The following is a 19,549-nucleotide window of genomic DNA, read 5'->3' on the forward strand; positions in this document are numbered from 1 at the left end:
GGCCTGAAGTAGGCGGGGCCTGAAGTAGGCGGGGCCTGAAGTAGGCGGGGCCTGAAGTAGGCGGGGCCTGAAGTAGGCGGGGCCTGAAGTAAGAGCGCTTACTTCCCGCTGGTCACCAGATCGACTTCGGTAAGGCCGTTGTCGAGTTTGCGGGCATAGACGGCATAGGCCTTGCCGCCCTTGCGGCCGCCCAGCACGTGATCCTTGCCGTCCATCTTGTATTCAGCGCCGTACCCCGCCTTGCTGGCCTTGGTGTAGTAGAAGCTGATCACGTCGTCCGGCGAAACCGGCGTCGCGAAGTTGACGACGCGCAGCACGCAGGCCTCGCTGTCGACGCCTGCCGCTTCCTGCACGGCGCCGCGCGGATAGACCGGGATCTCCGCCGGCAGCTTGGCGGCCCAGGTGTTCGAATACTGGACCTTGGCCGCGCAATCGGTGTGCGCGGTCTTCGAAGCCTTGGCCACTTGCGCGGCGGTGGCGGCACTTTCCGCCAGCGAGGCGGCCCCGCCCTGCGCCGGTTGCGGCGCGGGTTGCAGCTTGCCGCCCGCCAAGGCGGCCGCCTTCTGCTTCGCGTCGGCAATGGCCTCCGGCGAACGGTCTTCCGGCGGCAGCGTGATCTGCCCGCTGTTGGCCGCCACGGCAGCGCCTTCCTGCCCGGCCATTTCCGGATCGACCATGATCCGGTCGCCCAGGGCGCCGCTCATGGCCGGGTCGGTCTCGGTCCCGGCAGGCGCCTTGTCGTTCGAACCGCAGCCGGCCAGCATCAGCGTTCCGGCCAGACCGGCCATCGTCAGGCGTGTCATGAAACGGGCAGAAGTGTTCATCGTCGCGTTCCTTTTTTCCCCGCGCGGCCTGCACGCGGTTCTGCCCCGAAAAGGATAAGGGGCCGTCAACTCCATTCGATGAAACGCGAAATTCCGCCAGAGTGCCAGCCATAACCGTCCGGCGTCCCATTTCGGGAAGGCCCCCGGCGCAAAGATTGCGCCGCACGATGCGCCGCAAGATACGAGGGCGCCTGCGTTGGACGCAGGCGCCCTCCCGCCCGGACACGCAGGGCTGCGGCCGGACGGTCCCCCCGCGCGTCGCCGTCCGCGCGAAGAAAGGGATCAGAATACTGGGGCGGCAGAGCGGACCGGTCAGGCGACTCGATCCGTGACGCATGTTCATATTTATCGATGTTCACATGAACACTCTGCAACGAAGCCGTAAGCAATCGGATGGCCGCCGAAAAAGAGTGTGCGCCTGCGGTAAAGCGAGAGGCTTGCGGGATAGGGCCCGGCCTCGTAAGCGGAGAGGAAGGGCCTGCCCCCTGTTTCCCCGAGTATCGTGATGACTTCTAGCAACCCCACCCGCCTGGGCGGTCTGGCTTCGGCCTTGAGCGCCTATCTGATCTGGACTCTGTTCCCGCTCTATTTCGCCTTGCTCCGCGCGGTCTCACCGTTCGAAGTGGTCGCATGGCGTATGCTGTGGACGCTGCCGTTCTGCCTGGTGATGGTGGCGGTGATGCGCCAGGGGCGCGAATTGCGCCAGGCCCTCGCCAATCCGCGCATCCTCGCCGCGCTGGCACTCAGCGGGGTGCTGATCGGGACCAACTGGCTGGTCTATGTCGTCGCGGTGATGCACGGGCACGTGCTGGCGACGAGCCTGGGCTACTACATCAATCCGCTGGTCAACATCTTCACCGGCGCCGTGATCCTGCGCGAGAAGCTTTCGCGCCTGCAGTGGTTCGCCGTCGGGCTCGCGGCCATCGGCGTCGCCATCCTTGCCCGCGATGCGCTGCCGACATTGTGGATCAGCATGACGTTGGCGCTGTCGTTCGCCGGCTACGGGCTGACCCGCAAGCTGGCCCCGGTCAATGCCCTGCCGGGGCTCACGATCGAGACGCTGGTGCTGTTCGTCCCGGCGCTCGGCCTGCTGGCCTGGCAGGCCACGACCCCGCAGGGGCTGATGATGGGCACCGCGCCCGGCCTCAGCGCCCTGCTTGCCTGCGCCGGCGTGCTGACCGGCATTCCGCTGCTGCTGTTCGCCCTCGCGGCCCGGCAGCTCGACTTCTCGGTGCTGGGCTTCATCCAGTTCGTGACGCCGACCGGGCTGTTCCTGCAGAGCCTGTTCGTCTTCGGCGAGCCGTTCCGGCCCGTTCAGATGGTCTGCTTCCTGTTCATCTGGACCGCGATCGCCGTGTTCTGCTGGGATCTGCTGTCCAAGAGGAAACGGTCAGAGCGCTCCGGCGAAGCGTAGCGGTTCGCCCAGCGCCTGATTGGCAAGCTGGCCTTCCCACATGGCGCTGTGGCCGCGCACGATCGTGCCGACCACGCGGCCCTGCAGCTCCATCCCGGTGAAGGGCGACCAGCCGCAGCGGCTTTCCACCCAGTCCTCGGTAATGGTGAAGCGGCCCTTGCGGTCGACGATGGTGAAATCGGCGTCATAACCCGCCGCGATGCGGCCCTTGCCGACCAGACCGAACACGCGCTGCACCCCGGCGGAGGTCATGTCGATCAGCCGTTCCAGCGTCATGTGGCCCTGTGCCACATGGTCCAGCATCAGCGGCAGCAGCGTCTGCACGCCGGGCATTCCCGACGGGCTGGCAGGATAGGTCTTCGCCTTCTCTTCCTTGGTATGCGGCGCATGGTCGGAGCCGATCACATCGGGCACGCCCTGACGCAGCCAGTGCCACAGCCCGGCGACATGCGCGGCCGAGCGGATCGGCGGGTTCATCTGCGCATAAGTGCCCAGGCGCGGATAGGCGTCCTCCGCCTCCAGAGTGAGGTGCTGCGGGGTCACTTCGCAAGTCGCGATGTCGCGATGCTGCGCGATCAGTTCGAGTTCGGCGGGCGTCGTGACGTGCAGGATGTGGATCGGACGCCGGGCTTCGCGCGCCAGCTTGAGGATCCGGCGAGTCGCCAGCATCGCGCTCTCGTCGTCGCGCCAGACCGGATGGCTGGAAGGATCGCCCTCGATCCGCTCGCCCTTGCGCGCATTCATCCGCGCCTCGTCCTCGGCATGGATCGCCACGCGGCGGCGGCCATGCGCCAGCACGCGGGCCAGCTGCTCGTCCTCGGCCACCAGCAGATTGCCGGTCGACGCGCCCATGAAGATCTTCACGCCCGCCGTGCCGGGGACCCGCTCCAGCTCGCCCAGCTCTCCGGCGTTCTCGGCCGTGGCGCCGACATAGAAGGCATGATCGCAGTACATGCGGTGATGCGCGCGTTCGAGCTTGTCGTGCACGCGCATCATGGTGTCGGTGTTGGGGCTGGTGTTGGGCATTTCGAACACCGCCGTCACCCCGCCCATCACTGCCGCACGGCTGCCGGTCTCAAGGTCTTCCTTGTGCTCCAGCCCCGGCTCACGGAAGTGGACCTGGCTGTCGATCACGCCCGGCAGCACGTCGAGCCCGGTGCAGTCGATCCGCCGCGCCGCATCCGGATAGCTGCCGATGCCCAGGATCTTCCCGCCGCGTACCGCCACATCGGCGATCTCCGACCCATTGGGCGTGTGGACCATACCCCCTGCAAGGACGAGTTCGGGTGCATTGGCGGTCATCGCGCGGCCTCTCTGCTGGCTAAGGTGACACTCTGGTTGACACCGGTGACACGGTCCTGAAGTGAACCGCCGGGCCCGGCTTCGCAGGCGGACCTAGGCGTCCGGAAGGGATCATGCAAGGATGCGGCGGCACGAGTCATGATTGCCCCTTCTGCCACAAAGAACTGTCTGTAGGACAGCGCTTAGCCGTTTCGCGCGCCCCGGCGCAGCACGGCCTGCACGAAGGCGTCCAGGTCATCGATCTCGACGTCGAGCACCTCGTTCCAATCGGCCAGCACGGCCACGATGTCATCGCGCGAATAGGCCGCCTGCATCGGCACCGGCAGGCGGGGCGGGCGATGCGGCCAGGGATGTCCGGTCAGGTTGTTGAACAGCCAGCCGAAGCCGCAGAGCAGCAGGACGTTCGCGGCAATCGGCAGCATATAGGCCCCGTCCCACGGAATCCTGCCGCTCGCCCCCAGCGCGCAGAGCAAGGCGCAGGCGCCGCCCGGCGGGTGCAGGCAGCGCGCCAGCGACATGACCGCGATCGCCACGCCGACCGCCAGACTCCCCGCAAGCCAGGGGTCACGCAGCACATGCCCGGCAGTGAGCCCGATCAGCGATGACAGCAGATTGCCACCGGTCACGGACCAGGGCTGTGCCAGCGGGCTCGCAGGCACGCAGAAGACCAGAACCGCCGAGGCCCCGAGCGGCGCGACAAGGAACGGCAGCGCCGCGGCCTTCCCGCCCACCAGCAGGATGGTCACGGCCCCGGCAACGGCAATCCCCATGCCCGCGCCCACCGCGCCGCGCAGCCAGCCCAGATGACCGGCAGCCCGCACGCGCCAGCCGGTCCAGGACGAAACTTCCAGCTCCCGCAGCAAACATGCACCTCATATGCCTCTTTCCGGATGCCCCTATGGCGCGTACCGGCGCGAGTTGCGAGACAATCGTTCCATAGCGGCGCAAAGGTCAGCTTTGCCGGTGCTCAGAACGCGATCTTGACCCCGACCATGACACGATTGCTCACGGTTCCGTCGGGCATCGCTGCCGAATCCAGATGCAGATCGAGAGAAACGCCTTCTCCGATATCCATCCGGGCCCGAGGCAACCCCTGCTCGCCGTCATAAGCGCCGGACAGCGGGCGCACGCGGTTCTTTTCCGGATCGGGCGCGCAAACCACGATTTCGTTGCCGGCGGCAGGCTGGCAGCGTGGTTTGACGACCGACAGTCCGTTCCCGCGCGACCCGAGATCGCTGAGGTCGAAACTGCCATCCTGCAACTGCTGAGCGGCCACGGGCGGATCGGGTGGAACGTCGGGAAGCGGCATGACGGCCCTCTCGATTGTCGGCCCGTTCTTGGACCATGCAATCAGGGCAATTTCATGACCCGGCGGCACCGGCCGGTCCTCGCCTGCTCAGAATTCGTCCCAGCCTCCGGAACCGGTGGTCTTGAGCGCGAGGTTGCCCGAAATCACCGGCGCCGGAGCCCGCGCCGGCAGGGATTTCGCGCGGCTGGCCGGCATGGACACCAAGCTTGAAGCCCCGGAATCCCGTGTCCTGAAGCGATTGCACATCCCGGCCAGCTCGCCGGACTGATGAGACAGGCTGCGCGCGGCGGCCGTCGATTCCTCGACCATGGCGGCGTTCTGCTGCGTCATCTTGTCCAGTTCATCGATCAGCCCATGGATCTTCTCGATGGCGGCCCGCTGCACCTCGGCGGCTCCGGCAATCGTGGCGATCCGCTCGTTGGCTCCCGAAACCCGGTCGATAATGGCACGCAAGCGGTCGCCGGTCTGCCCCACCAGGCCGACACCATGCTCGACATGGGCGGCGCTGGTCGAAATCAGGCGCTTAATATCGTTCGCGGCGTCGGACGAACGCTGGGCCAGAGCTCGCACTTCGGTCGCCACCACGGCAAACCCCTTGCCCGCTTCTCCGGCGCGGGCCGCTTCCACACCGGCGTTAAGTGCCAGCAGGTTGGTCTGGAAGGAAATCCCCTCGATCACGGAGATGATCTGGGTGATCTGGCTGGCGCTGGCCTCGATCGCCGCCATGGCTTCGATCGCTTCACCGACCACTTGCCGGCTCTCCTCCGCAACTCCATGCGCATCCGAAATCGTGCCGCGCACCTCGATCGTCCCATCAGTGGTGTCGCGTACGTTTCGTACCAGCTGTTCCAGCCCGGCAGCAATGTCCTCGACAAAATTGGCCTGGCGTTCGTTGCGGATCGCAAGATCATCCGACGCCGCACGAATTTCTCCGCTGCCGTTGGAAACACCTTCTGCCGCGCCGGCTACCGTCCCGATGAGATCGGCCAGAAGGTTCAGAGACCGGTTGTAGGTCCCTCGCAGCGCCTCGTATTCCGAAGCGAAAGGCTCGTCGATCCGCTGGGAAAGGTCGCCTCGTGCGAGGTCTTCCAGCGAGGCGGAAAGACGTTTGACCACCTGATGCTGCAACCGCTGCGCCTCGCGCTGATCGAGCGATACCTTACGGAACACTTCGATGGCGCGAGTCATCGCCCCGATCTCGTCATTGCGATGATCGCTGCAGCGGCCAGCCTCAAGATCGCCCTGCGCCATCGCCGTCATGACGTCAGCCGTTTCCGCCAGGGGAACGAGGGCGCGGGTCATGAGATAGCGCACGCCGAACACGACCAGCACAATCAGCGCAACCGCCACGGCGCCGAGCAGAAGGTTGGTAACCCACACGACTTCCATGGCGTGGTCCGCTACCGATTGCCGGGCCTTGGCTGTTGCTGCCACCAGTCCGTCCACGGCCTTGCGGTGGCCGGCGTAGAGCTTTTCCAGCCGCCCATAACTGGCCCGAAGGGCCGCCTGATCGCCAGCCTCGGCGGCGGGAATCAGGCTTTCGTCCAGTTCGCGCCAGAACAGGTCAGCCCGTGCGCCCACTTGTTCCTTCAACTGGGACTTCAAGTCATCCTGCAATTCGGATGAAGCCCAATATGCAAGCCGGTCCCGGTATTCGCCTTCCAGCACGACCAGACGCGCCTTGCGTTCTGCCACCGTTTGCGGATGTTCGGTCAGCAACGTCGCTTCGAGGAAAGGCTCGATCACGTAAACTGGAGGCGGCAGGATGTCGGCCGTCAGATCGCTCATCCTCTGCTCCGATTTGTGGAGAGGGCCGCCCACACTGATCATCCACAAGCCCGCCGTCGCGATCACGATCGCAACAACGAGCGATACTACCGCGACAATACCACCGAGGCGGCCTTTGGCCTTCAACTCCATGCCCATCGACTCCGAGAATCCGTTCAAGATACGGCCAGTCGGGGGGCACTGGCATTACGGCCACCTAGTTCGGGCCGCTTGAGAGACCCTAGCCAAACAGGAAAAACAATCGATTGCACAAAAATACGCGTAATCGCGTAAGGCTGCCTCCATGCCTCCAAAAAAGCCAGCCTGCCCTCGAAAGGACAGGCTGGCTGGACAGACATTCGCGTCAACTGGGGGCTATGCGAATGTCTAACAGGGCATACGCCGGTAAGCTGCGGCTCAGGCGAACTTGCCGGCCTTGGCGATTTCGGACACCGGCTTGCGGTCGGCAGGAGCTTCGCGCTCCTGCAGGAACTCCGGCAGCGATTCCTTCGCGCCGATCTTGCCGATCACGAAAGCGGCTTCGAGGCGATGGTCGTCGGGAATGCCGAGTGCCTTTTCCGCTTCGCCGAACTTGATGCCGGTCATGCCGTGCGTGTGATAGCCCATGGCCTGGGCCTGGATCGCCGCCAGCGCCCATGCCGCGCCGGCATCGAAGCTGTGGCTGTGGTTCGGGTTCGTCGTTCCGTCCGGTCCGGTCGAATTGTTCGCCGAAACGACATAGACCAGCGCAGAGGCATGCTGCGCCCAGCCCTGGTTGAAATCGATGAGCTGCGACAGCAACAGATCCCAGTTGGCATCGCCCTTTTTCGCATAGAGGAACGTCCAGGGCTGGACGTTGTAGGCCGAAGGCGCCCAGCCGGCGGCTTCGAAGATTACATCAAGGTCTTCCTGCGGGATATCGGCCGCCGCGAAGGCGCGCGGGCTCCAGCGCTCGACAATGAGCTTTTCGATCTTGGGGTTGGCGGTACGTCCGGTCATTGGGGGCAATCCTTTCACTTGGAAGAAAAGAGGGCGGGATCAGGCTACGTCGACGAGGACAAGTTCGGCGTCCTCAAGCGCAGTTACGGTAATGGTTTCAAGGCCGGTGATGGCAAGACCGTCGCGGGCCCTGGCCTCGACTTCACCGACCTGCACCCGGCCGGTGGCCGGGACGAGATAGGCATGGCGAGCGGGATCCGTCGCATAAGTCACGGTATCGCCCGCCTTGACAGTGGCGCCCAGCACGCGCGCATCGGCATTGATCGGCAGCGCATCGCCGTCGCCCTCGTGGCCGCTGGCGAGCGTAACGAAACGACCGGCACGGTCACCCTTGGGAAACGGACGCGCGCCCCAGCCCGGCTTCTCGCCGCGCCGGTCAGGCATGATCCAGATCTGGAACAGCGTCGTGGTCTCATCCTCAAGGTTGTACTCGGAATGGCGGATGCCGGTTCCCGCACTCATCACCTGCACGTCGCCCGCTTCGGTACGGCCGGTATTGCCCAGGCTGTCCTGATGGGTGATCGCACCCTTGCGGACATATGTGACGATTTCCATGTCGCGGTGCGGATGCGGGGGAAAGCCCGTCTTCGGCGCGATCGTATCGTCGTTCCACACCCGCAGGCGCCCCCAGTTGGTGCGCGCTGGATCGTGGTAGTCGGCAAAGGAAAAGTGATGATGCGCGTCGAGCCAACCGTGATTGGCCGCGCCCAGACTGTCGAAGGGACGGAGTTCGATCATGGAGCACTCCTTCGATAAATGTTGAACCAGTGAGCCATGCGGCTCGATGCGCTCCAGATAGGCCTTGGCATTCGATCGGGAAATTGGGATAAATTCGACTCAAATGTTCGGATAAGTTGAATGCCCGATCTCACCGCCCCCAGTCTTGATCATCTGCGCACATTTCTCGCCGTCGTCGAGGAAGGCAGCTTCAACGCCGCCGCGCGCAAGCTGGGCCGCGCGATTTCGGTTGTCAGCTACGCCATTGCCCAGCTCGAAGCCCAGCTCGACATGCGCCTGTTCGACCGCGAAGGCTCGCGCAAGCCGCAATTGACCGAGGCCGGCCGCGCGCTCGTGTCCGAAGCCCATGCGATTGCCGACGATGTCGATGCCCTGCTCGCCAAAGTGCGCAGCCTGCGGCAGGGGCTGGAAGCGGAATTGTCGTTTGCTGTGGACGTCATGATTCCCGGCCACGTGCTCGCCCGTCTCCTGCGCGATTTTCAGGAACGGTTTCCCTCGGTGCCGCTGCGGCTCCATGTCGAAGCCCTGGGCGCGGTCGCCGCGCTGGTGCAGGATGGCCGGGCAACTCTGGCGATTGCCGGGCCCGACATCCTCGACCTTCCCGAGATCGAGCGCGAAACGATCGGCACGGTGGAAATGGTCGCCGTCGCGGCCCCGAGCCACCCGCTGGCGCAAGCCGGGCGCATCGAACCCGGCGATACGCGCAAGCACCTGCAACTGGTCCTCACCGACCGCTCGCCGCTGACCGAAGGCCGCGACTTTTCGGTATTCAGCCCGCGTTCCTGGCGACTCGGCGATCTCGGCGCGAAGCATGCGCTGCTCAAGGAAGGGATCGGTTGGGGCTCGATGCCATTGCACCGGGTGCAGGACGATCTCGACAGTGGCGCCCTCGTCGAACTGCACCTGCCCGAGCAATCGACGCTTCGCTATGCGCTCGTCGCCTTGTGGCGCAAGGACAACCCGCCGGGGCCCGCAGCCGTCTGGGTGCTCGATGAAATGCGCGAGCGACTGGCAAAGTGTCCTTGAGGGGTTGCACCCGGCCTCGCGCTTCCCATCTGGCAGACATGACTGTAACCCGCCTGTTCGACCGCGCCGTGATCCGCCTTTCGCCGCGCGAAGGCTCCGGTGAAAACGTCGCCGAATTTCTCCAGGGCCTCGTCACCTCCGACGTGAAGAAACAGCTCCCGGTCTGGGCCGGGCTGCTGACGCCGCAAGGGAAGGTCCTGTTCGATTTCATAATCTGGCCTGCGGGCGATGACCTGCTGCTCGATTGCGAGGCGGCCGCGGCCGAGGCGCTGATCAAGCGGCTCACCATGTACCGCCTGCGCAAGGCCATCGACATTGCCCGCGACGATAGTCTGGCCGTCCACTGGCGGCCCCATGTGGGGGATGCCGCTGCCACCGATCCGCGTCTGTCCGCGCTGGGCGAACGCTGGATCTCCGCCATCGACCCGGCCGATCCCGGGGAAAACGAACACGGCGCCGACGCCGTCTGGCGCGCGCACCGGCTTGCGCTCGGCGTGCCCGAGGGACAGGCCGAGCTCGGCGATGGCGAAACGCTATGGCTGGAATGCAATGCTGCCGAACTGAACGGCGCCTGCTTTACCAAAGGCTGCTTCGTCGGGCAGGAGAACACCGCGCGGATGAACTGGCGGCAGAAAGTGAACCGCCGCCTGATCGTCGTTCCGCTGGACCGCTCGGACGAAAAGCGCCAGCGTGCGGTCTATCCGGACCTCGGGCTCGCAGTCGATCACTTGCGGATCGAGGACATCACGCCGGACATCATGCCGGCCTGGCTGCACCTCGCCGACTGATTCGCCCTCAACCGAACCGGCCCGTTCAGACGCTGAGGACTTCTCCGGAACTTTCGACACCATACCGGTCCCTGCGGTGGTCCAGATCGACAGAGTAAAGGCGGGCCAGCACTTCTTCTCCGCGCCGCGCGCTGTAGCACACCTGCTCCCTGCCGGTGTCGTGGAACCCGGCCTCTTCGAGCACCTGGACCGAGGTACTGCTATCCGCAAAGTGCTTCGCGATCAGCCGGTGATGGCCGAGTGCGCGGGCCTGATCCACAAGCTCTCGCAGCGCTTCCAGCGCATAGCCCCGGCCCTGATAACCCGCGGAAATCCAGTAATCGACCTCGGCATCCTTGCCGTATTGGCCGAAACCGATACTGCCTACCAGCTTGGCGCCATGGGCACCGCGCAAGTATATGAAGAACCGCGGCAGGCGCGGATCACGCGGACGATCGAGATATTCACGCATCGCTTCACGCGTGCGCGGCATCACCGGCGCTACTGCCGTGCGCTGAGTCGAGTCCCCGTTGAACGCTTCAACGAGATCGTCCAGATCCTCCGGCCAACCGGGCCTGAGAAATAACCTCTCCGTGCGGACAAACATGCGACGGTTCTCCGTTGTCTTGATCCCGCAAGCGCATGATGCACCCAATTATGGCAAATTGCACGAAGCTTTCGGCGTAATGGACATCGCGCGCGACTGAAAGCTGGGCCAATCGGGTTAACAAAAGGTTTCCGCGGCCTTCAAGGGGCCAGCTCAGGCGGCCCGCTTGCATCGCATGAGATCATCCCCGTCACCGCAATCGACCGGCGCGCCGAAGACGCGTTCATACTCGCGCGCGGGACAGGCCTTGCCCCGCCCCTTGCTGAACCGTTCGGACACGCGCCCGGTCCGCCGGAAACCCGCCTTTTCAAGGACGCGCCCGGACGCGGGATTGTCGATGAAGTGCTTTGCCGTGACGCGCTCGTGCCCCAGAGTGCGGGCGAGGTCCAGCACGGCCTTCGCCGCCTCGCTGGCGTAGCCCTGCCCCCAGTGATCGCGGGCAATCCAGTACCCGAGCTCGGGCGCCCCGTCTGCGCCGTTGTCCCCGCCGTTTTCCGCGCCCTTCAGGCCGACACCGCCGACGATGTCCGCGCCCGCAGTACCCGGCACCGTAATCAGGAAGCGGGGCAGGCGCGGTGTGTGCCGCAGGTTCAGGAAAGAACGGGCATCTTCGCCGGTATAGGGCCAGGGCACATTGGCAAGGTTACGGACGACCGTCTCGTCGTCCATCAGGCCCAGCACCTCTTCCCAGTCCTCGGGCCAGCCGGGCCGCAGGAACAGCCGTTCGCTGCGAATGAACATCTTGAATCTCCACTCATTCGCCCCGCGCACCGCTTATCGGGAACGCGTGACATTGCGATTACGCACGCGCGCGTGAAGCGGAAGCGGCGCCTCTGGCATTGGTCAAATGCGACAGCGGCAAGCCACGGCGACACGCGTGTGCGGCGAAGTGAGGGAGAAAAGCAAAGAGGGAGACAGGCCTTGGCCCTCTCCCTCGTTCAGCCGGTCTTCCGAAGAAACCGGCGGGGCCATCCCGTCAGGATGGCCCTTTTACCGACCATCCGGTTATTCGGCGGCTTCTGCCATGGCATCGACCGACACGTACTTGCGGCCGAGTTTGCCATCGTGGAAGCGTACGCGGCCTTCGGCCAGCGCGAACAGGGTGTGATCCTTGCCCATGCCGACGTTCACGCCCGGGTACACGCGGGTGCCGCGCTGACGAATGATGATGTTGCCGCCGACGACTTCCTGGCCGCCGAACTTCTTCACACCGAGGCGGCGGCCCGCTGAGTCGCGACCGTTGCGCGAAGAACCGCCTGCTTTCTTATGTGCCATTTCCCGTTACTCCGAATGCAGGGCTTCAGCCGACCGACAGGATGCGCAGCAGGGTCATCTGCTGGCGGTGGCCGTTCTTGCGGCGATAGTTGTGGCGGCGGCGCTTCTTGAACACCAACACCTTCTCGCTCTTGGCCTGCGCAATGATCTCGGCCGAAACCTTGACAGCCGAAGCGTCAGCGATCTCGCCGTCGTTGCCGGCCAGCAGGACGTCGTCCAGAGTGATGGTCTCACCGGCTTCACCAGCCAGCTTTTCAACCGCGATCTTGTCTCCGGCGGCAACCCGGTACTGCTTGCCGCCCGTGCGCACAACTGCGAACATGGTGCCCTTACCTAATATCAATGTGCCCGAAACGAGCCGAAACAACCTTGCCCCGGCCGCTGTTCTCCACCGGTGAAGGAAGAGCCTTGCGGGCGACGCGCCGGACACCCCGCCTGGTGCGGAGGGCCGGAAAGAGTGCGTGCCGTTAGTGCAACGCCCGATTCGTGTCAACCAAGGACTGGGCTTTGCCTGCCACTTGCCGAGATTCCGGAGACGAAATCCTCTCCCCTCCTTCTCGCGCCATGCTATGGCAGCCTCATGATCCGCGCGAAAGCCCGTTTGCCGCTTGGCCCCCTGACCTTTCCGGCCGTCCTTCCGCTCGCCCTTCCTTTGGCGATGCTGGCCTCGGCCTGTTCCTCTCCCGGCAGCTATCCGTCGCTGGCCCTGCGCGATGTTGAACGCGCCAGCGGCAGTGCCAAGCCCGTCTCGGGCGAACCAGCAGCGCCAGCCGCCCCCCTGCCTCCGGCCAGCGCCGATCTCACCACCCGGCTCGATGGCCTCGTCGCAGCGGCCCGCGAGGCGAACCAGCAGTTCCAGAGCAACCGCCCGGCCGCCGAACGCGCCGTAGCCGCGGCCGGCGATACCGGCAGCGATTCGTGGAGCACCGCCAGCGTGGCCCTCGCCCGCCTCGAATCGAGCCGGTCCAGCGCGATGGTCGCGCTCGGCGATCTCGACACGCTCTATGTCGAAGCCCGCACGGCAGGTGCGCTTGAGGAAACCCCGAGCGCCAAGGCCATCGCCGCTGCGCGCGATGAGGTCGATGGCTGGGTGGCGGCCCAGAATGCCATCATCGCAGCGCTCTCGGCCCGGCTGCCCGGCTGACACACAAAAAAAAGCCCCTTCCCCTGATGGGGAAGGGGCCCTCTGAACGACCGCCTTTCTGTCCTAGAGCCCCCCGGCCGGACAGAACGGTCAGTCAGTAGCGGCTGAAAGTGGCACCGCCGGTCCCCCGCCCAGGATCAGCACAGGCGGGAAAGAACCTTGGTGGCGGCATCACCGGCCAGCCGCCGCCCGTTCAGAGCATCGATACCGCGCGCCGCGGACTGCCCCCAGTCACCAGGGCGGTATCATGGACCGGCTTCACCTTCGCCCAGCGGCCCGCCAGAGCGAAGGTCAAGACAACAAGGTTTGCGAGAATCATCATCGAAAGCGCTAGACCCGCATCAAGGAACAGCAACGCCGTCGTGCCGATGACAGCCAGATAGACCACCGCCGCCAAGGCATAGAGCCCGCGCGGCAATTCCGGTTTCCGGTCCGCGCCGAGGCGCAAAGGCGAATCGCTGACGCTGGCAAGGCCCTGAAGTTGTTCCTGGCTGAAGCGCTTCGACATCGTGATGACCTCCGTACAGTCATGCCACCATGTCTCAGGTCCGCGATTCACAAATTGACCGCCGTCAAACGCGCCCTTCTTTTCCGCGTTGGCCTTTTCCTCACCGGCCTTTTAGAATCATCCCCAGCGGGCGATATCCTCGAAATCCTGATCGCGCGGCTCGATCCAGCGCCATTCGCCGCCAGCCTTCTCCCGCTTCCAGAACCACGATTCGCTCTTGAGGTGGTCCATCGCGTAATCGGCGGCAGCAAAGGCATCGCGGCGATGCCGCGCGGCCGCCGCGACCAGCACGATCGGCTCCCCCGGCGCCATCACCCCGCTGCGGTGAACCAGCAGCAGCCCGTCCAGATCCCAGCGCCCGCGCACGCGCGAAGCCAGATCCTTCATCGCCGGCAGCGTGAGCGGTTCGTAGTGCTTCAGTTCAAGCGCCTCCACGCCGTCTCCGACGCGAACCTGCCCGAGGAAGCTGACCACACCGCCCGCTTCGGGATGCGCGGCCGTGAAGGCCGCAAGTTCGCGGGCCGGATCGAACGGAGCGGTCAGCAGGCGGACCTGGCTCATCTCAGCCGCCCGAGACCGGGGGCAGGAACGCGATCTCGTCGCCGTCCTTGAGCACAGGGGCGTCGGTATCCTGCAACAGGATGCCATTGACCGCGAGCTTCACGCGCGCGCCGCGCAGGGCGCTCGCCAGTTCAGGCTCCAGCGCGCCAAGCACGGCATCGATCGAGGATGCCAGCGGGATCGCGCGGCTGCCGCCACCCGCGACATCTTCCAGACGCCCCAGAAACACCAGAGTGAGGGCCATCGCGGGTCAGCCCCCCGTCGTCGACATATGACGCGAAAGCGCGGGGGCTGCACCGGGCTTCTCGATCGCGAAGTTATGCCGCGCGGGCTTGATCCGCATCGCCACGTCGAGCGCGCGCGACAGTTCCCCTTCCGGATCGCCGCTGCGCAAGGCGGCGCGCAAGTCCACCCGCTCATTGCCGCCAAGGCAGGCATAGAGCTGGCCGGTCGCCGTGACGCGGATGCGGTTGCAGCCCTCGCAGAAATTGTTGGTGAGCGGCGTGATCAGGCCGAGCCGCCCGCCGGTCTCGACAACGTCCCAATAACGGGCAGGGCCGCCTGTGCGGTGCGCACTGGGTGTCATCGTCCATTGCCCGGAAAGCCGCTCCTGCACTACTGCCAGCGGCAGGTAGTGATCGAAGCGGTCTTCCTCGATCTCGCCAAGCGGCATGACCTCGATCAGGGTGGCATCAAAATGCTGTCCGTGCGCCCAGGCCACCAGATCCGCGATCTCGTCCTCGTTCACGCCCTTGAGCGCGACGGTATTGAGCTTCACTTTCAGGCCCGCCGCCTTGGCCGCCGCCAGCCCTTCGAGCACTTGCGGCAGCGAATCGCGGCGGGACAGGCGCGCGAACTTCTCCCGGTCGAGCGTGTCGAGCGAGACATTCACCCGGCGCACGCCGGCGGCGAACAGGTCCTCGGCAAATTCGGCAAGGCGCGTGCCGTTGGTGGTGAGGGTCAGTTCCTCCAGCCCGTTACCCAGCTTGCGTCCCAGCGCGTGCACCAGTTCGATCATATCGCGCCGCACCAGCGGCTCGCCGCCGGTCAGGCGGATCTTGGTGATGCCGCGCGCGATGAAGCCCAGTGCCAGATCGTGCAGTTCCTCAAGGCTCAGCACTTCCTTGCGCGGCAGGAACGTCATGCGCTCGGGCATACAGTAGGCGCACCGCAGATCGCAGCGGTCCGTAACCGAAAGCCGCAGATAGGTAATGCGGCGCTGGAACTGGTCCACGAGTGGGGCGCTTGAGCTCATCCGGCCGGGTATACCACTGGACCGGCGCCATTTCCATCAAGCGGCAGAAGTTGCCCGGTCACGCCCGGCGCACCGGCCAGCCAGCGCGCTGCCGCATCGGCCGCGGCCTCGCTCTCGCATTCCAGCGCATTGACCCGCGACGGGGCGAAACGGCGGGCCAGCCCCTGCACCACGGCAAGCCGCCAAGCCCGGTGCCCATGCGAGGCGGGAAGGAACACCAGCGTCAGCGGATCGGCGCCCGCACTCAACGTCGCTTCCACGCCCGGCAGCAGGCGGGCGTGAAAATCCGCCGCGGCGTCGAGCGGATCGTCCGCCAAAGGCCCGGCGTGGAGCAATTCCATCAACGCCGTTCCCGCGTCAGCGTCATCCCGATCTTCTCGCCGTTCTCGGCAATCGCCAGCTTCACGATCTTGACGGTCACGGCCTCGACCCGCTCGTCCTGCAGGAACAGGGTTTCGCAGACGTGATCGGCCACCGCCTCGATCAGCTTGAAATGGACGCCCGGCGGCAGCGCATCGGAGGCCGCGAACTTGAGGTCCATGTAATTCTTGCTCGCCCCGAGCGGCGTATCCGGCGCGTAATGCGCGATCGGCTTCAGGCGCACGGAGATCGTGAAACGCAAGGGCTGCGGCTTGCCGGTCTCTTCCGAATAGATGCCGGTGAGGACATCCTGTTCGAAATCGGCAACTTCAAGGATAAGGCTGTCTGCCATGCGCCGCCGATGCCATCGCGGCGGGCAAAAGTCCATCGCCCACAAAGCGCGGTGGAGCCGGGCATCATCGGGTGTTAGACCTGCGCCCGGAACGAACCGTGGAGAGCCCCCAATGTCCAAGATGATGCCTTCCCTGACGATCGCCGCCCTCCTGCTCGCCAGCACCGCCGCCGTAGTGGCCGGCGATGCGGTCAACCCCGCCGTGACCGACGCCGTGACCGACAGCGCCCGCCCTGCCGAGGACGTGGCGCACGATGCAGAGCGCAAGCCTGCCGAACTGATGGCCTTCGCCGGCGTCCATAAAGGCGCCAAGATCGCCGAACTCGCTCCCGGCGGCGGCTACTACACCCGGCTGCTGAGCCTCGCGGTCGGCCCCGAAGGCCACATCTTCGCCGATTCGGGCCGCCCGGCGCCCGCTGCCGAAGCCTGGGCCACCGATCACCCGCAAGTGAGCGTCTCGATCATCAAGGCCGGAGACGACCTCGCTTCCGAGCCGGTCGACATCGTCTGGACCACCCAGAACTATCACGACTTCAAGAACGCGAAGATCAGCGACACCGATGCCGCCGCACTCTACAATCAGGCAGCGTTCCGCGCGCTCAAGCCCGGCGGAGTCTATCTCATCAACGATCACGCCGCCGCGCCGGGGGCGCCCGCCGACGTCACTTCGACCCTGCACCGCATCGACGAGGCAACCGTCATCAAGGAAGTCGAGGCCGCCGGTTTCCAACTGGCAGGCAAGAGCGATGCGCTTGCCAACCCGGCCGACGATCACTCCCTCAAGGTCTTCGATCCGGCCATCCGGGGCAAGACCGATCAGTTCGTGCTGAAGTTCGTGAAACCCTAAAAAGGCGTTCAATCCTCCCTGTCCCCACAGGGGATGGGGAGGTGGCATTCGCGGAGCGAATGACGGAGGGGTTTTGGCCCCCTCCACCACCCGCTACGCGGGCGGTCCCCCTCCCCATCGCTTCGCGACAGGGAGGATTTGGGCATTGATCGTTAATCCCGCCGCCAGCGCGCGAAGATCGCGGTAGGCAGCAGCCGGCTCTGCCGCTCATCCTGAGCTTGTCGAAGGGCATCCTCGCGCACGGCCAGATCGCCATGCTCGATAACGCCGGGCAGACCGGCGAACAGCTCCTCCATCAGCCCGGCCAGCGCCAGCGAGGACATGCGCACGGCATAGACGGTCAGGAACAGGAACCGGCTGTTCTCGTCGAGCAGCTGGCGGCAATCGCCGAGCAAGCCGGGCAGGTTCTCTTCCAGACGCCAGGTCTCGCCATTGGGGCCGCGTCCGAACTTGGGGGGATCGAGGATGATCCCGTCGTAGCGCTTGCTCCGGCGCACTTCGCGTGCGGCGAACTTGGCGGCATCGTCGACCAGCCAGCGCACCGGGCGGTCTTCCAGACCGGCGAGCGCCGCGTTCTCCCGCGCCTGCCCGACCGACTTCTTCGAGGCATCGACATGCGTCACCGGCCCATGGGCGGAAAGCGCCAGCGTGCCGACGCCGGTATAGCCGAACAGGTTCAGCGTCGACGCATCGTCGCGCCCGGCCAGTTGCGCGCGCATCCAGTCCCAGACCGGCGCCATGTCGGGGAAAAAGCCGAGATGGCGGAACGGCGTGCACTGCGCGGTAAAGGCCACTTCGTTCCAGGCCAGCGGCCAGCCTTCGCGCGGGACTTGCCTGTCGAAGTGCCAGCGCCCGCCGCCGTCCTCGTCCGAACCGGGAACGAATTCGCCATGCGCATCCCAGTCCGCAAGGCGCGGCGTCCACATCGCCTGCGGCTCGGGCCGGACGAAGCGGTAGGCGCCGTAGCGTTCCAGCTTGCGGCCGTGGCCGGAATCGACAAGGCCGTAGTCGTCCCAGCCCTCGCCGGCGAGGACCAGAGGCTGGGTGACGAGGTCTGCCATCAGGCCTTCGGCGTGGCGTGGCTGGCGACGAACTCCGCCACCGCCTCGTAAGTCCCCGGCAGCCCGACGCACTTTTCCTCACGGTCGAACAAGTCGCCCACGCGCGCGGGCAGGCCCGGCCGGTGGCCCGTCGAACGCTCGACCGCTTCGGGGAATTTCGCCGGATGCGCGGTCGCCAGCGTGACGACCGGGGTCATGGCCTCGATTCCCGCCGTGCGCGCGGCAAAGAGGCCGCAAGCGGTGTGCGGATCGATCAGTTCGCCGCAGCTTTCCCAAGCCCAGCGAATGGTCGAGGCCATATCGTCGGCATCGGCGCGCGCCGACTGGAACAGCGCGGCAGCGCCTTCGCGCTGCGCATTGGTGAGCTGCATCGCCTTGCTGGCTTCGAAACCTGCCATCTGCTCAGCCATGGCCTGGCCGTTGCGGCCGCCGAGATCGAACAGCAGGCGCTCGAAGTTCGAGGAGACCTGGATATCCATCGAAGGCGCTGCCGTCGGCGTGACGGTGCCCTGCGAGTAATCGCCGGTGGAGAGCGCGCGGTGGAGGATGTCGTTGACGTTGGTCGCCACGATCAGCTTCGCCACCGGCAGGCCCATCTGCGCCGCGACATAGCCCGCGAAGACGTCGCCGAAGTTGCCCGTCGGCACCGAGAACGCCACCGCACGATGCGGCGCGCCAAGCTGCAGGGCGGCGGCGAAGTAATAGACGACCTGCGCCATCAGGCGCGCCCAGTTGATCGAGTTCACCGCACCGATGGCGAAACGGCCGGTCATGTCGGTATCGTTGAACATGCGCTTCACCATCGCCTGGGCGTCGTCGAACGAGCCCTCGATGGCGATGTTGTAAACGTTGGGCGCCAGCACCGTGGTCATCTGGCGGCGCTGCACGTCCGATACGCGGCCGTGCGGGTGGAGCATGAAGATGTCCACTTTCTCACGGCCCGCCACCGCGTCGATCGCCGCCGAGCCGGTATCGCCCGACGTCGCGCCGACGATCGTCAGGTTGCGATCGGACCGGCTGAGGAATTCCTCGAAGAGCAGGCCGAGCAGCTGCAATGCCACGTCCTTGAACGCCAGCGTCGGGCCATGGAACAGCTCCAGCACCCACTGCTGCTCGTCGAGCTGCTTGAGCGGCGTCACCGCCTTGTGCGCGAAGCGGCCATAGGCCTGCGTGGTCAGCTCCAGCAGGCGCTCATAAGTCAGGCTGTCGCCGACGAACGGCGCCATGACTTTGGCGGCCAGCTCGGCGTAAGGCAGGCCTGCCATCGCGGCGATCTCTTCGCTGGAAAAGCGCGGCCACTCGCGCGGCACGTAAAGGCCGCCGTCCGATGCGAGGCCGGCAAGCGTAGCGCCTTCGAAATCGAGCGCCGGAGCGCTGCCGCGAGTGCTGATGTATTCCATGGCCAATCCTGTTGTTTCGGCGCGGTTAGCGGG

At 65.7% G+C, this 19,549-nt stretch carries 24 protein-coding genes; 5 read left to right on the forward strand and 19 right to left on the reverse strand.

What is annotated here, in order from left to right:
• Window positions 1–98: 98 nt before the first annotated feature.
• Entirely contained in the window at window positions 99–824 is a 726-nt protein-coding gene (locus NN5_RS15020; RefSeq protein WP_067734911.1) for a hypothetical protein, read from the reverse strand.
• Window positions 825–1,329: 505 nt separating this feature from the next.
• Here NN5_RS15020 and rarD point away from each other — a divergent pair.
• The gene (gene rarD, locus NN5_RS15025; protein WP_067734912.1) at window positions 1,330–2,238 is read left to right on the forward strand and encodes an EamA family transporter RarD; all 909 of its coding nucleotides are present in this window, start codon (window positions 1,330–1,332) and stop codon (window positions 2,236–2,238) included.
• Here rarD and NN5_RS15030 read toward each other — a convergent pair.
• The 6 genes from NN5_RS15030 to NN5_RS15055 form a co-directional block, all read right to left on the reverse strand.
• On the reverse strand, window positions 2,215–3,540 hold the full coding sequence (locus NN5_RS15030) for a dihydroorotase (RefSeq protein WP_067734913.1): 1,326 nt from the start codon (window positions 3,538–3,540) through the stop codon (window positions 2,215–2,217). The two genes, rarD and NN5_RS15030, sit on opposite strands and share 24 nt — an antisense overlap.
• 182 nt (window positions 3,541–3,722) lie before the next feature.
• Entirely contained in the window at window positions 3,723–4,403 is a 681-nt protein-coding gene (locus NN5_RS15035) for an HPP family protein (protein WP_306305108.1), read from the reverse strand.
• A gap of 104 nt (window positions 4,404–4,507) precedes the next feature.
• The gene (locus tag NN5_RS15040; RefSeq protein ID WP_084384965.1) at window positions 4,508–4,849 is read right to left on the reverse strand and encodes a hypothetical protein; all 342 of its coding nucleotides are present in this window, start codon (window positions 4,847–4,849) and stop codon (window positions 4,508–4,510) included.
• Window positions 4,850–4,936: 87 nt separating this feature from the next.
• Window positions 4,937–6,796 carry a methyl-accepting chemotaxis protein gene (locus tag NN5_RS15045; RefSeq protein ID WP_217998661.1) on the reverse strand — a complete coding sequence of 620 codons (1,860 nt, stop codon included), beginning with the start codon at window positions 6,794–6,796 and terminating at the stop codon, window positions 4,937–4,939.
• Window positions 6,797–7,033: 237 nt separating this feature from the next.
• Complete coding sequence (locus NN5_RS15050) at window positions 7,034–7,615, reverse strand: nitroreductase family protein (protein WP_067734916.1); 582 nt, start codon at window positions 7,613–7,615, stop codon at window positions 7,034–7,036.
• Window positions 7,616–7,654: 39 nt separating this feature from the next.
• On the reverse strand, window positions 7,655–8,353 hold the full coding sequence (locus NN5_RS15055) for a pirin family protein (RefSeq protein ID WP_067734917.1): 699 nt from the start codon (window positions 8,351–8,353) through the stop codon (window positions 7,655–7,657).
• 120 nt (window positions 8,354–8,473) lie between these two features.
• Here NN5_RS15055 and NN5_RS15060 point away from each other — a divergent pair, with 120 nt between their 5' ends.
• Together NN5_RS15060 and ygfZ are read left to right on the forward strand one after the other, a co-directional pair.
• Window positions 8,474–9,379, forward strand: coding sequence for a LysR family transcriptional regulator (locus NN5_RS15060; protein ID WP_067734918.1), 906 nt, complete (start codon window positions 8,474–8,476; stop codon window positions 9,377–9,379).
• Between the two features lie 38 nt (window positions 9,380–9,417).
• Window positions 9,418–10,167: a CAF17-like 4Fe-4S cluster assembly/insertion protein YgfZ gene (ygfZ, locus tag NN5_RS15065; protein WP_067734919.1), complete on the forward strand. Its 750-nt coding sequence runs from the start codon at window positions 9,418–9,420 to the stop codon at window positions 10,165–10,167.
• Window positions 10,168–10,192: 25 nt separating this feature from the next.
• Here the strand turns inward: ygfZ and NN5_RS15070 are convergent, their stop codons facing one another.
• From NN5_RS15070 to rplU, 4 genes are all read right to left on the reverse strand, one after another.
• Entirely contained in the window at window positions 10,193–10,753 is a 561-nt protein-coding gene (locus NN5_RS15070; protein ID WP_067734920.1) for a GNAT family N-acetyltransferase, read from the reverse strand.
• A gap of 153 nt (window positions 10,754–10,906) precedes the next feature.
• Window positions 10,907–11,494, reverse strand: a complete 588-nt coding sequence (locus NN5_RS15075; protein ID WP_067734921.1) for a GNAT family N-acetyltransferase — start codon at window positions 11,492–11,494, stop codon at window positions 10,907–10,909.
• Window positions 11,495–11,758: 264 nt separating this feature from the next.
• Window positions 11,759–12,028: a 50S ribosomal protein L27 gene (gene rpmA / locus NN5_RS15080; RefSeq protein WP_067734922.1), complete on the reverse strand. Its 270-nt coding sequence runs from the start codon at window positions 12,026–12,028 to the stop codon at window positions 11,759–11,761.
• A 25-nt stretch (window positions 12,029–12,053) separates the two neighbouring features.
• Entirely contained in the window at window positions 12,054–12,350 is a 297-nt protein-coding gene (gene rplU, locus NN5_RS15085) for a 50S ribosomal protein L21 (RefSeq protein WP_067734923.1), read from the reverse strand.
• Window positions 12,351–12,608: 258 nt separating this feature from the next.
• Here rplU and NN5_RS15090 point away from each other — a divergent pair, with 258 nt between their 5' ends.
• Window positions 12,609–13,172: a hypothetical protein gene (locus NN5_RS15090; protein ID WP_067734924.1), complete on the forward strand. Its 564-nt coding sequence runs from the start codon at window positions 12,609–12,611 to the stop codon at window positions 13,170–13,172.
• A 193-nt stretch (window positions 13,173–13,365) separates the two neighbouring features.
• On the opposite strand, the gene NN5_RS15095 is transcribed toward NN5_RS15090, so the two are convergent.
• The 6 genes from NN5_RS15095 to NN5_RS15120 all read right to left on the reverse strand — a co-directional run bounded on the left by NN5_RS15095 (window position 13,366) and on the right by NN5_RS15120 (window position 16,208).
• Entirely contained in the window at window positions 13,366–13,680 is a 315-nt protein-coding gene (locus tag NN5_RS15095) for a hypothetical protein (RefSeq protein WP_245656515.1), read from the reverse strand.
• Window positions 13,681–13,797: 117 nt separating this feature from the next.
• Complete coding sequence (locus NN5_RS15100; protein WP_067734925.1) at window positions 13,798–14,241, reverse strand: molybdenum cofactor biosynthesis protein MoaE; 444 nt, start codon at window positions 14,239–14,241, stop codon at window positions 13,798–13,800.
• A gap of 1 nt (window position 14,242) precedes the next feature.
• Window positions 14,243–14,485, reverse strand: coding sequence for a MoaD/ThiS family protein (locus tag NN5_RS15105; protein WP_067734926.1), 243 nt, complete (start codon window positions 14,483–14,485; stop codon window positions 14,243–14,245).
• A 6-nt stretch (window positions 14,486–14,491) separates the two neighbouring features.
• Entirely contained in the window at window positions 14,492–15,496 is a 1,005-nt protein-coding gene (gene moaA, locus NN5_RS15110) for a GTP 3',8-cyclase MoaA (RefSeq protein ID WP_067734927.1), read from the reverse strand.
• On the reverse strand, window positions 15,493–15,837 hold the full coding sequence (locus tag NN5_RS15115) for a Rossmann fold domain-containing protein (RefSeq protein ID WP_245656517.1): 345 nt from the start codon (window positions 15,835–15,837) through the stop codon (window positions 15,493–15,495). The genes moaA and NN5_RS15115 overlap by 4 nt, the downstream gene beginning before the upstream one ends.
• The gene (locus tag NN5_RS15120) at window positions 15,837–16,208 is read right to left on the reverse strand and encodes a dihydroneopterin aldolase (RefSeq protein WP_067734929.1); all 372 of its coding nucleotides are present in this window, start codon (window positions 16,206–16,208) and stop codon (window positions 15,837–15,839) included. Before NN5_RS15120 ends, NN5_RS15115 begins: the two co-directional genes overlap by 1 nt.
• Window positions 16,209–16,320: 112 nt before the next feature.
• Here NN5_RS15120 and NN5_RS15125 point away from each other — a divergent pair, with 112 nt between their 5' ends.
• On the forward strand, window positions 16,321–17,055 hold the full coding sequence (locus NN5_RS15125; RefSeq protein ID WP_084384962.1) for a class I SAM-dependent methyltransferase: 735 nt from the start codon (window positions 16,321–16,323) through the stop codon (window positions 17,053–17,055).
• A gap of 152 nt (window positions 17,056–17,207) precedes the next feature.
• On the opposite strand, the gene NN5_RS15130 is transcribed toward NN5_RS15125, so the two are convergent.
• Window positions 17,208–18,116, reverse strand: a complete 909-nt coding sequence (locus NN5_RS15130; protein ID WP_067734930.1) for a class I SAM-dependent methyltransferase — start codon at window positions 18,114–18,116, stop codon at window positions 17,208–17,210.
• On the reverse strand, window positions 18,116–19,516 hold the full coding sequence (thrC, locus tag NN5_RS15135) for a threonine synthase (RefSeq protein ID WP_067734931.1): 1,401 nt from the start codon (window positions 19,514–19,516) through the stop codon (window positions 18,116–18,118). Before thrC ends, NN5_RS15130 begins: the two co-directional genes overlap by 1 nt.
• Window positions 19,517–19,549: the final 33 nt, after the last annotated feature.

Origin of the sequence: Novosphingobium naphthalenivorans NBRC 102051 (genome assembly GCF_001590985.1) — a bacterium.
Taxonomy (GTDB): domain Bacteria; phylum Pseudomonadota; class Alphaproteobacteria; order Sphingomonadales; family Sphingomonadaceae; genus Novosphingobium; species Novosphingobium naphthalenivorans.

Bases quoted from the DNA above. Each gene is read 5' to 3' on its own strand.
- NN5_RS15020 (WP_067734911.1), bottom strand. From the start codon at position 824: ATGAACACTTCTGCCCGTTTCATGACACGCCTGACGATGGCCGGTCTG.
- rarD (WP_067734912.1), top strand. From the start codon at position 1,330: ATGACTTCTAGCAACCCCACCCGCCTGGGCGGTCTGGCTTCGGCCTTG.
- NN5_RS15030 (WP_067734913.1), bottom strand. From the start codon at position 3,540: ATGACCGCCAATGCACCCGAACTCGTCCTTGCAGGGGGTATGGTCCAC.
- NN5_RS15040 (WP_084384965.1), bottom strand. From the start codon at position 4,849: ATGCCGCTTCCCGACGTTCCACCCGATCCGCCCGTGGCCGCTCAGCAG.
- NN5_RS15050 (WP_067734916.1), bottom strand. From the start codon at position 7,615: ATGACCGGACGTACCGCCAACCCCAAGATCGAAAAGCTCATTGTCGAG.
- NN5_RS15055 (WP_067734917.1), bottom strand. From the start codon at position 8,353: ATGATCGAACTCCGTCCCTTCGACAGTCTGGGCGCGGCCAATCACGGT.
- NN5_RS15060 (WP_067734918.1), top strand. From the start codon at position 8,474: ATGCCCGATCTCACCGCCCCCAGTCTTGATCATCTGCGCACATTTCTC.
- ygfZ (WP_067734919.1), top strand. From the start codon at position 9,418: ATGACTGTAACCCGCCTGTTCGACCGCGCCGTGATCCGCCTTTCGCCG.
- NN5_RS15070 (WP_067734920.1), bottom strand. From the start codon at position 10,753: ATGTTTGTCCGCACGGAGAGGTTATTTCTCAGGCCCGGTTGGCCGGAG.
- NN5_RS15075 (WP_067734921.1), bottom strand. From the start codon at position 11,494: ATGTTCATTCGCAGCGAACGGCTGTTCCTGCGGCCCGGCTGGCCCGAG.
- rpmA (WP_067734922.1), bottom strand. From the start codon at position 12,028: ATGGCACATAAGAAAGCAGGCGGTTCTTCGCGCAACGGTCGCGACTCA.
- rplU (WP_067734923.1), bottom strand. From the start codon at position 12,350: ATGTTCGCAGTTGTGCGCACGGGCGGCAAGCAGTACCGGGTTGCCGCC.
- NN5_RS15090 (WP_067734924.1), top strand. From the start codon at position 12,609: ATGATCCGCGCGAAAGCCCGTTTGCCGCTTGGCCCCCTGACCTTTCCG.
- NN5_RS15095 (WP_245656515.1), bottom strand. From the start codon at position 13,680: ATGTCGAAGCGCTTCAGCCAGGAACAACTTCAGGGCCTTGCCAGCGTC.
- NN5_RS15100 (WP_067734925.1), bottom strand. From the start codon at position 14,241: ATGAGCCAGGTCCGCCTGCTGACCGCTCCGTTCGATCCGGCCCGCGAA.
- NN5_RS15105 (WP_067734926.1), bottom strand. From the start codon at position 14,485: ATGGCCCTCACTCTGGTGTTTCTGGGGCGTCTGGAAGATGTCGCGGGT.
- moaA (WP_067734927.1), bottom strand. From the start codon at position 15,496: ATGAGCTCAAGCGCCCCACTCGTGGACCAGTTCCAGCGCCGCATTACC.
- NN5_RS15115 (WP_245656517.1), bottom strand. From the start codon at position 15,837: ATGGAATTGCTCCACGCCGGGCCTTTGGCGGACGATCCGCTCGACGCC.
- NN5_RS15120 (WP_067734929.1), bottom strand. From the start codon at position 16,208: ATGGCAGACAGCCTTATCCTTGAAGTTGCCGATTTCGAACAGGATGTC.
- NN5_RS15125 (WP_084384962.1), top strand. From the start codon at position 16,321: ATGTCCAAGATGATGCCTTCCCTGACGATCGCCGCCCTCCTGCTCGCC.
- NN5_RS15130 (WP_067734930.1), bottom strand. From the start codon at position 18,116: ATGGCAGACCTCGTCACCCAGCCTCTGGTCCTCGCCGGCGAGGGCTGG.
- thrC (WP_067734931.1), bottom strand. From the start codon at position 19,516: ATGGAATACATCAGCACTCGCGGCAGCGCTCCGGCGCTCGATTTCGAA.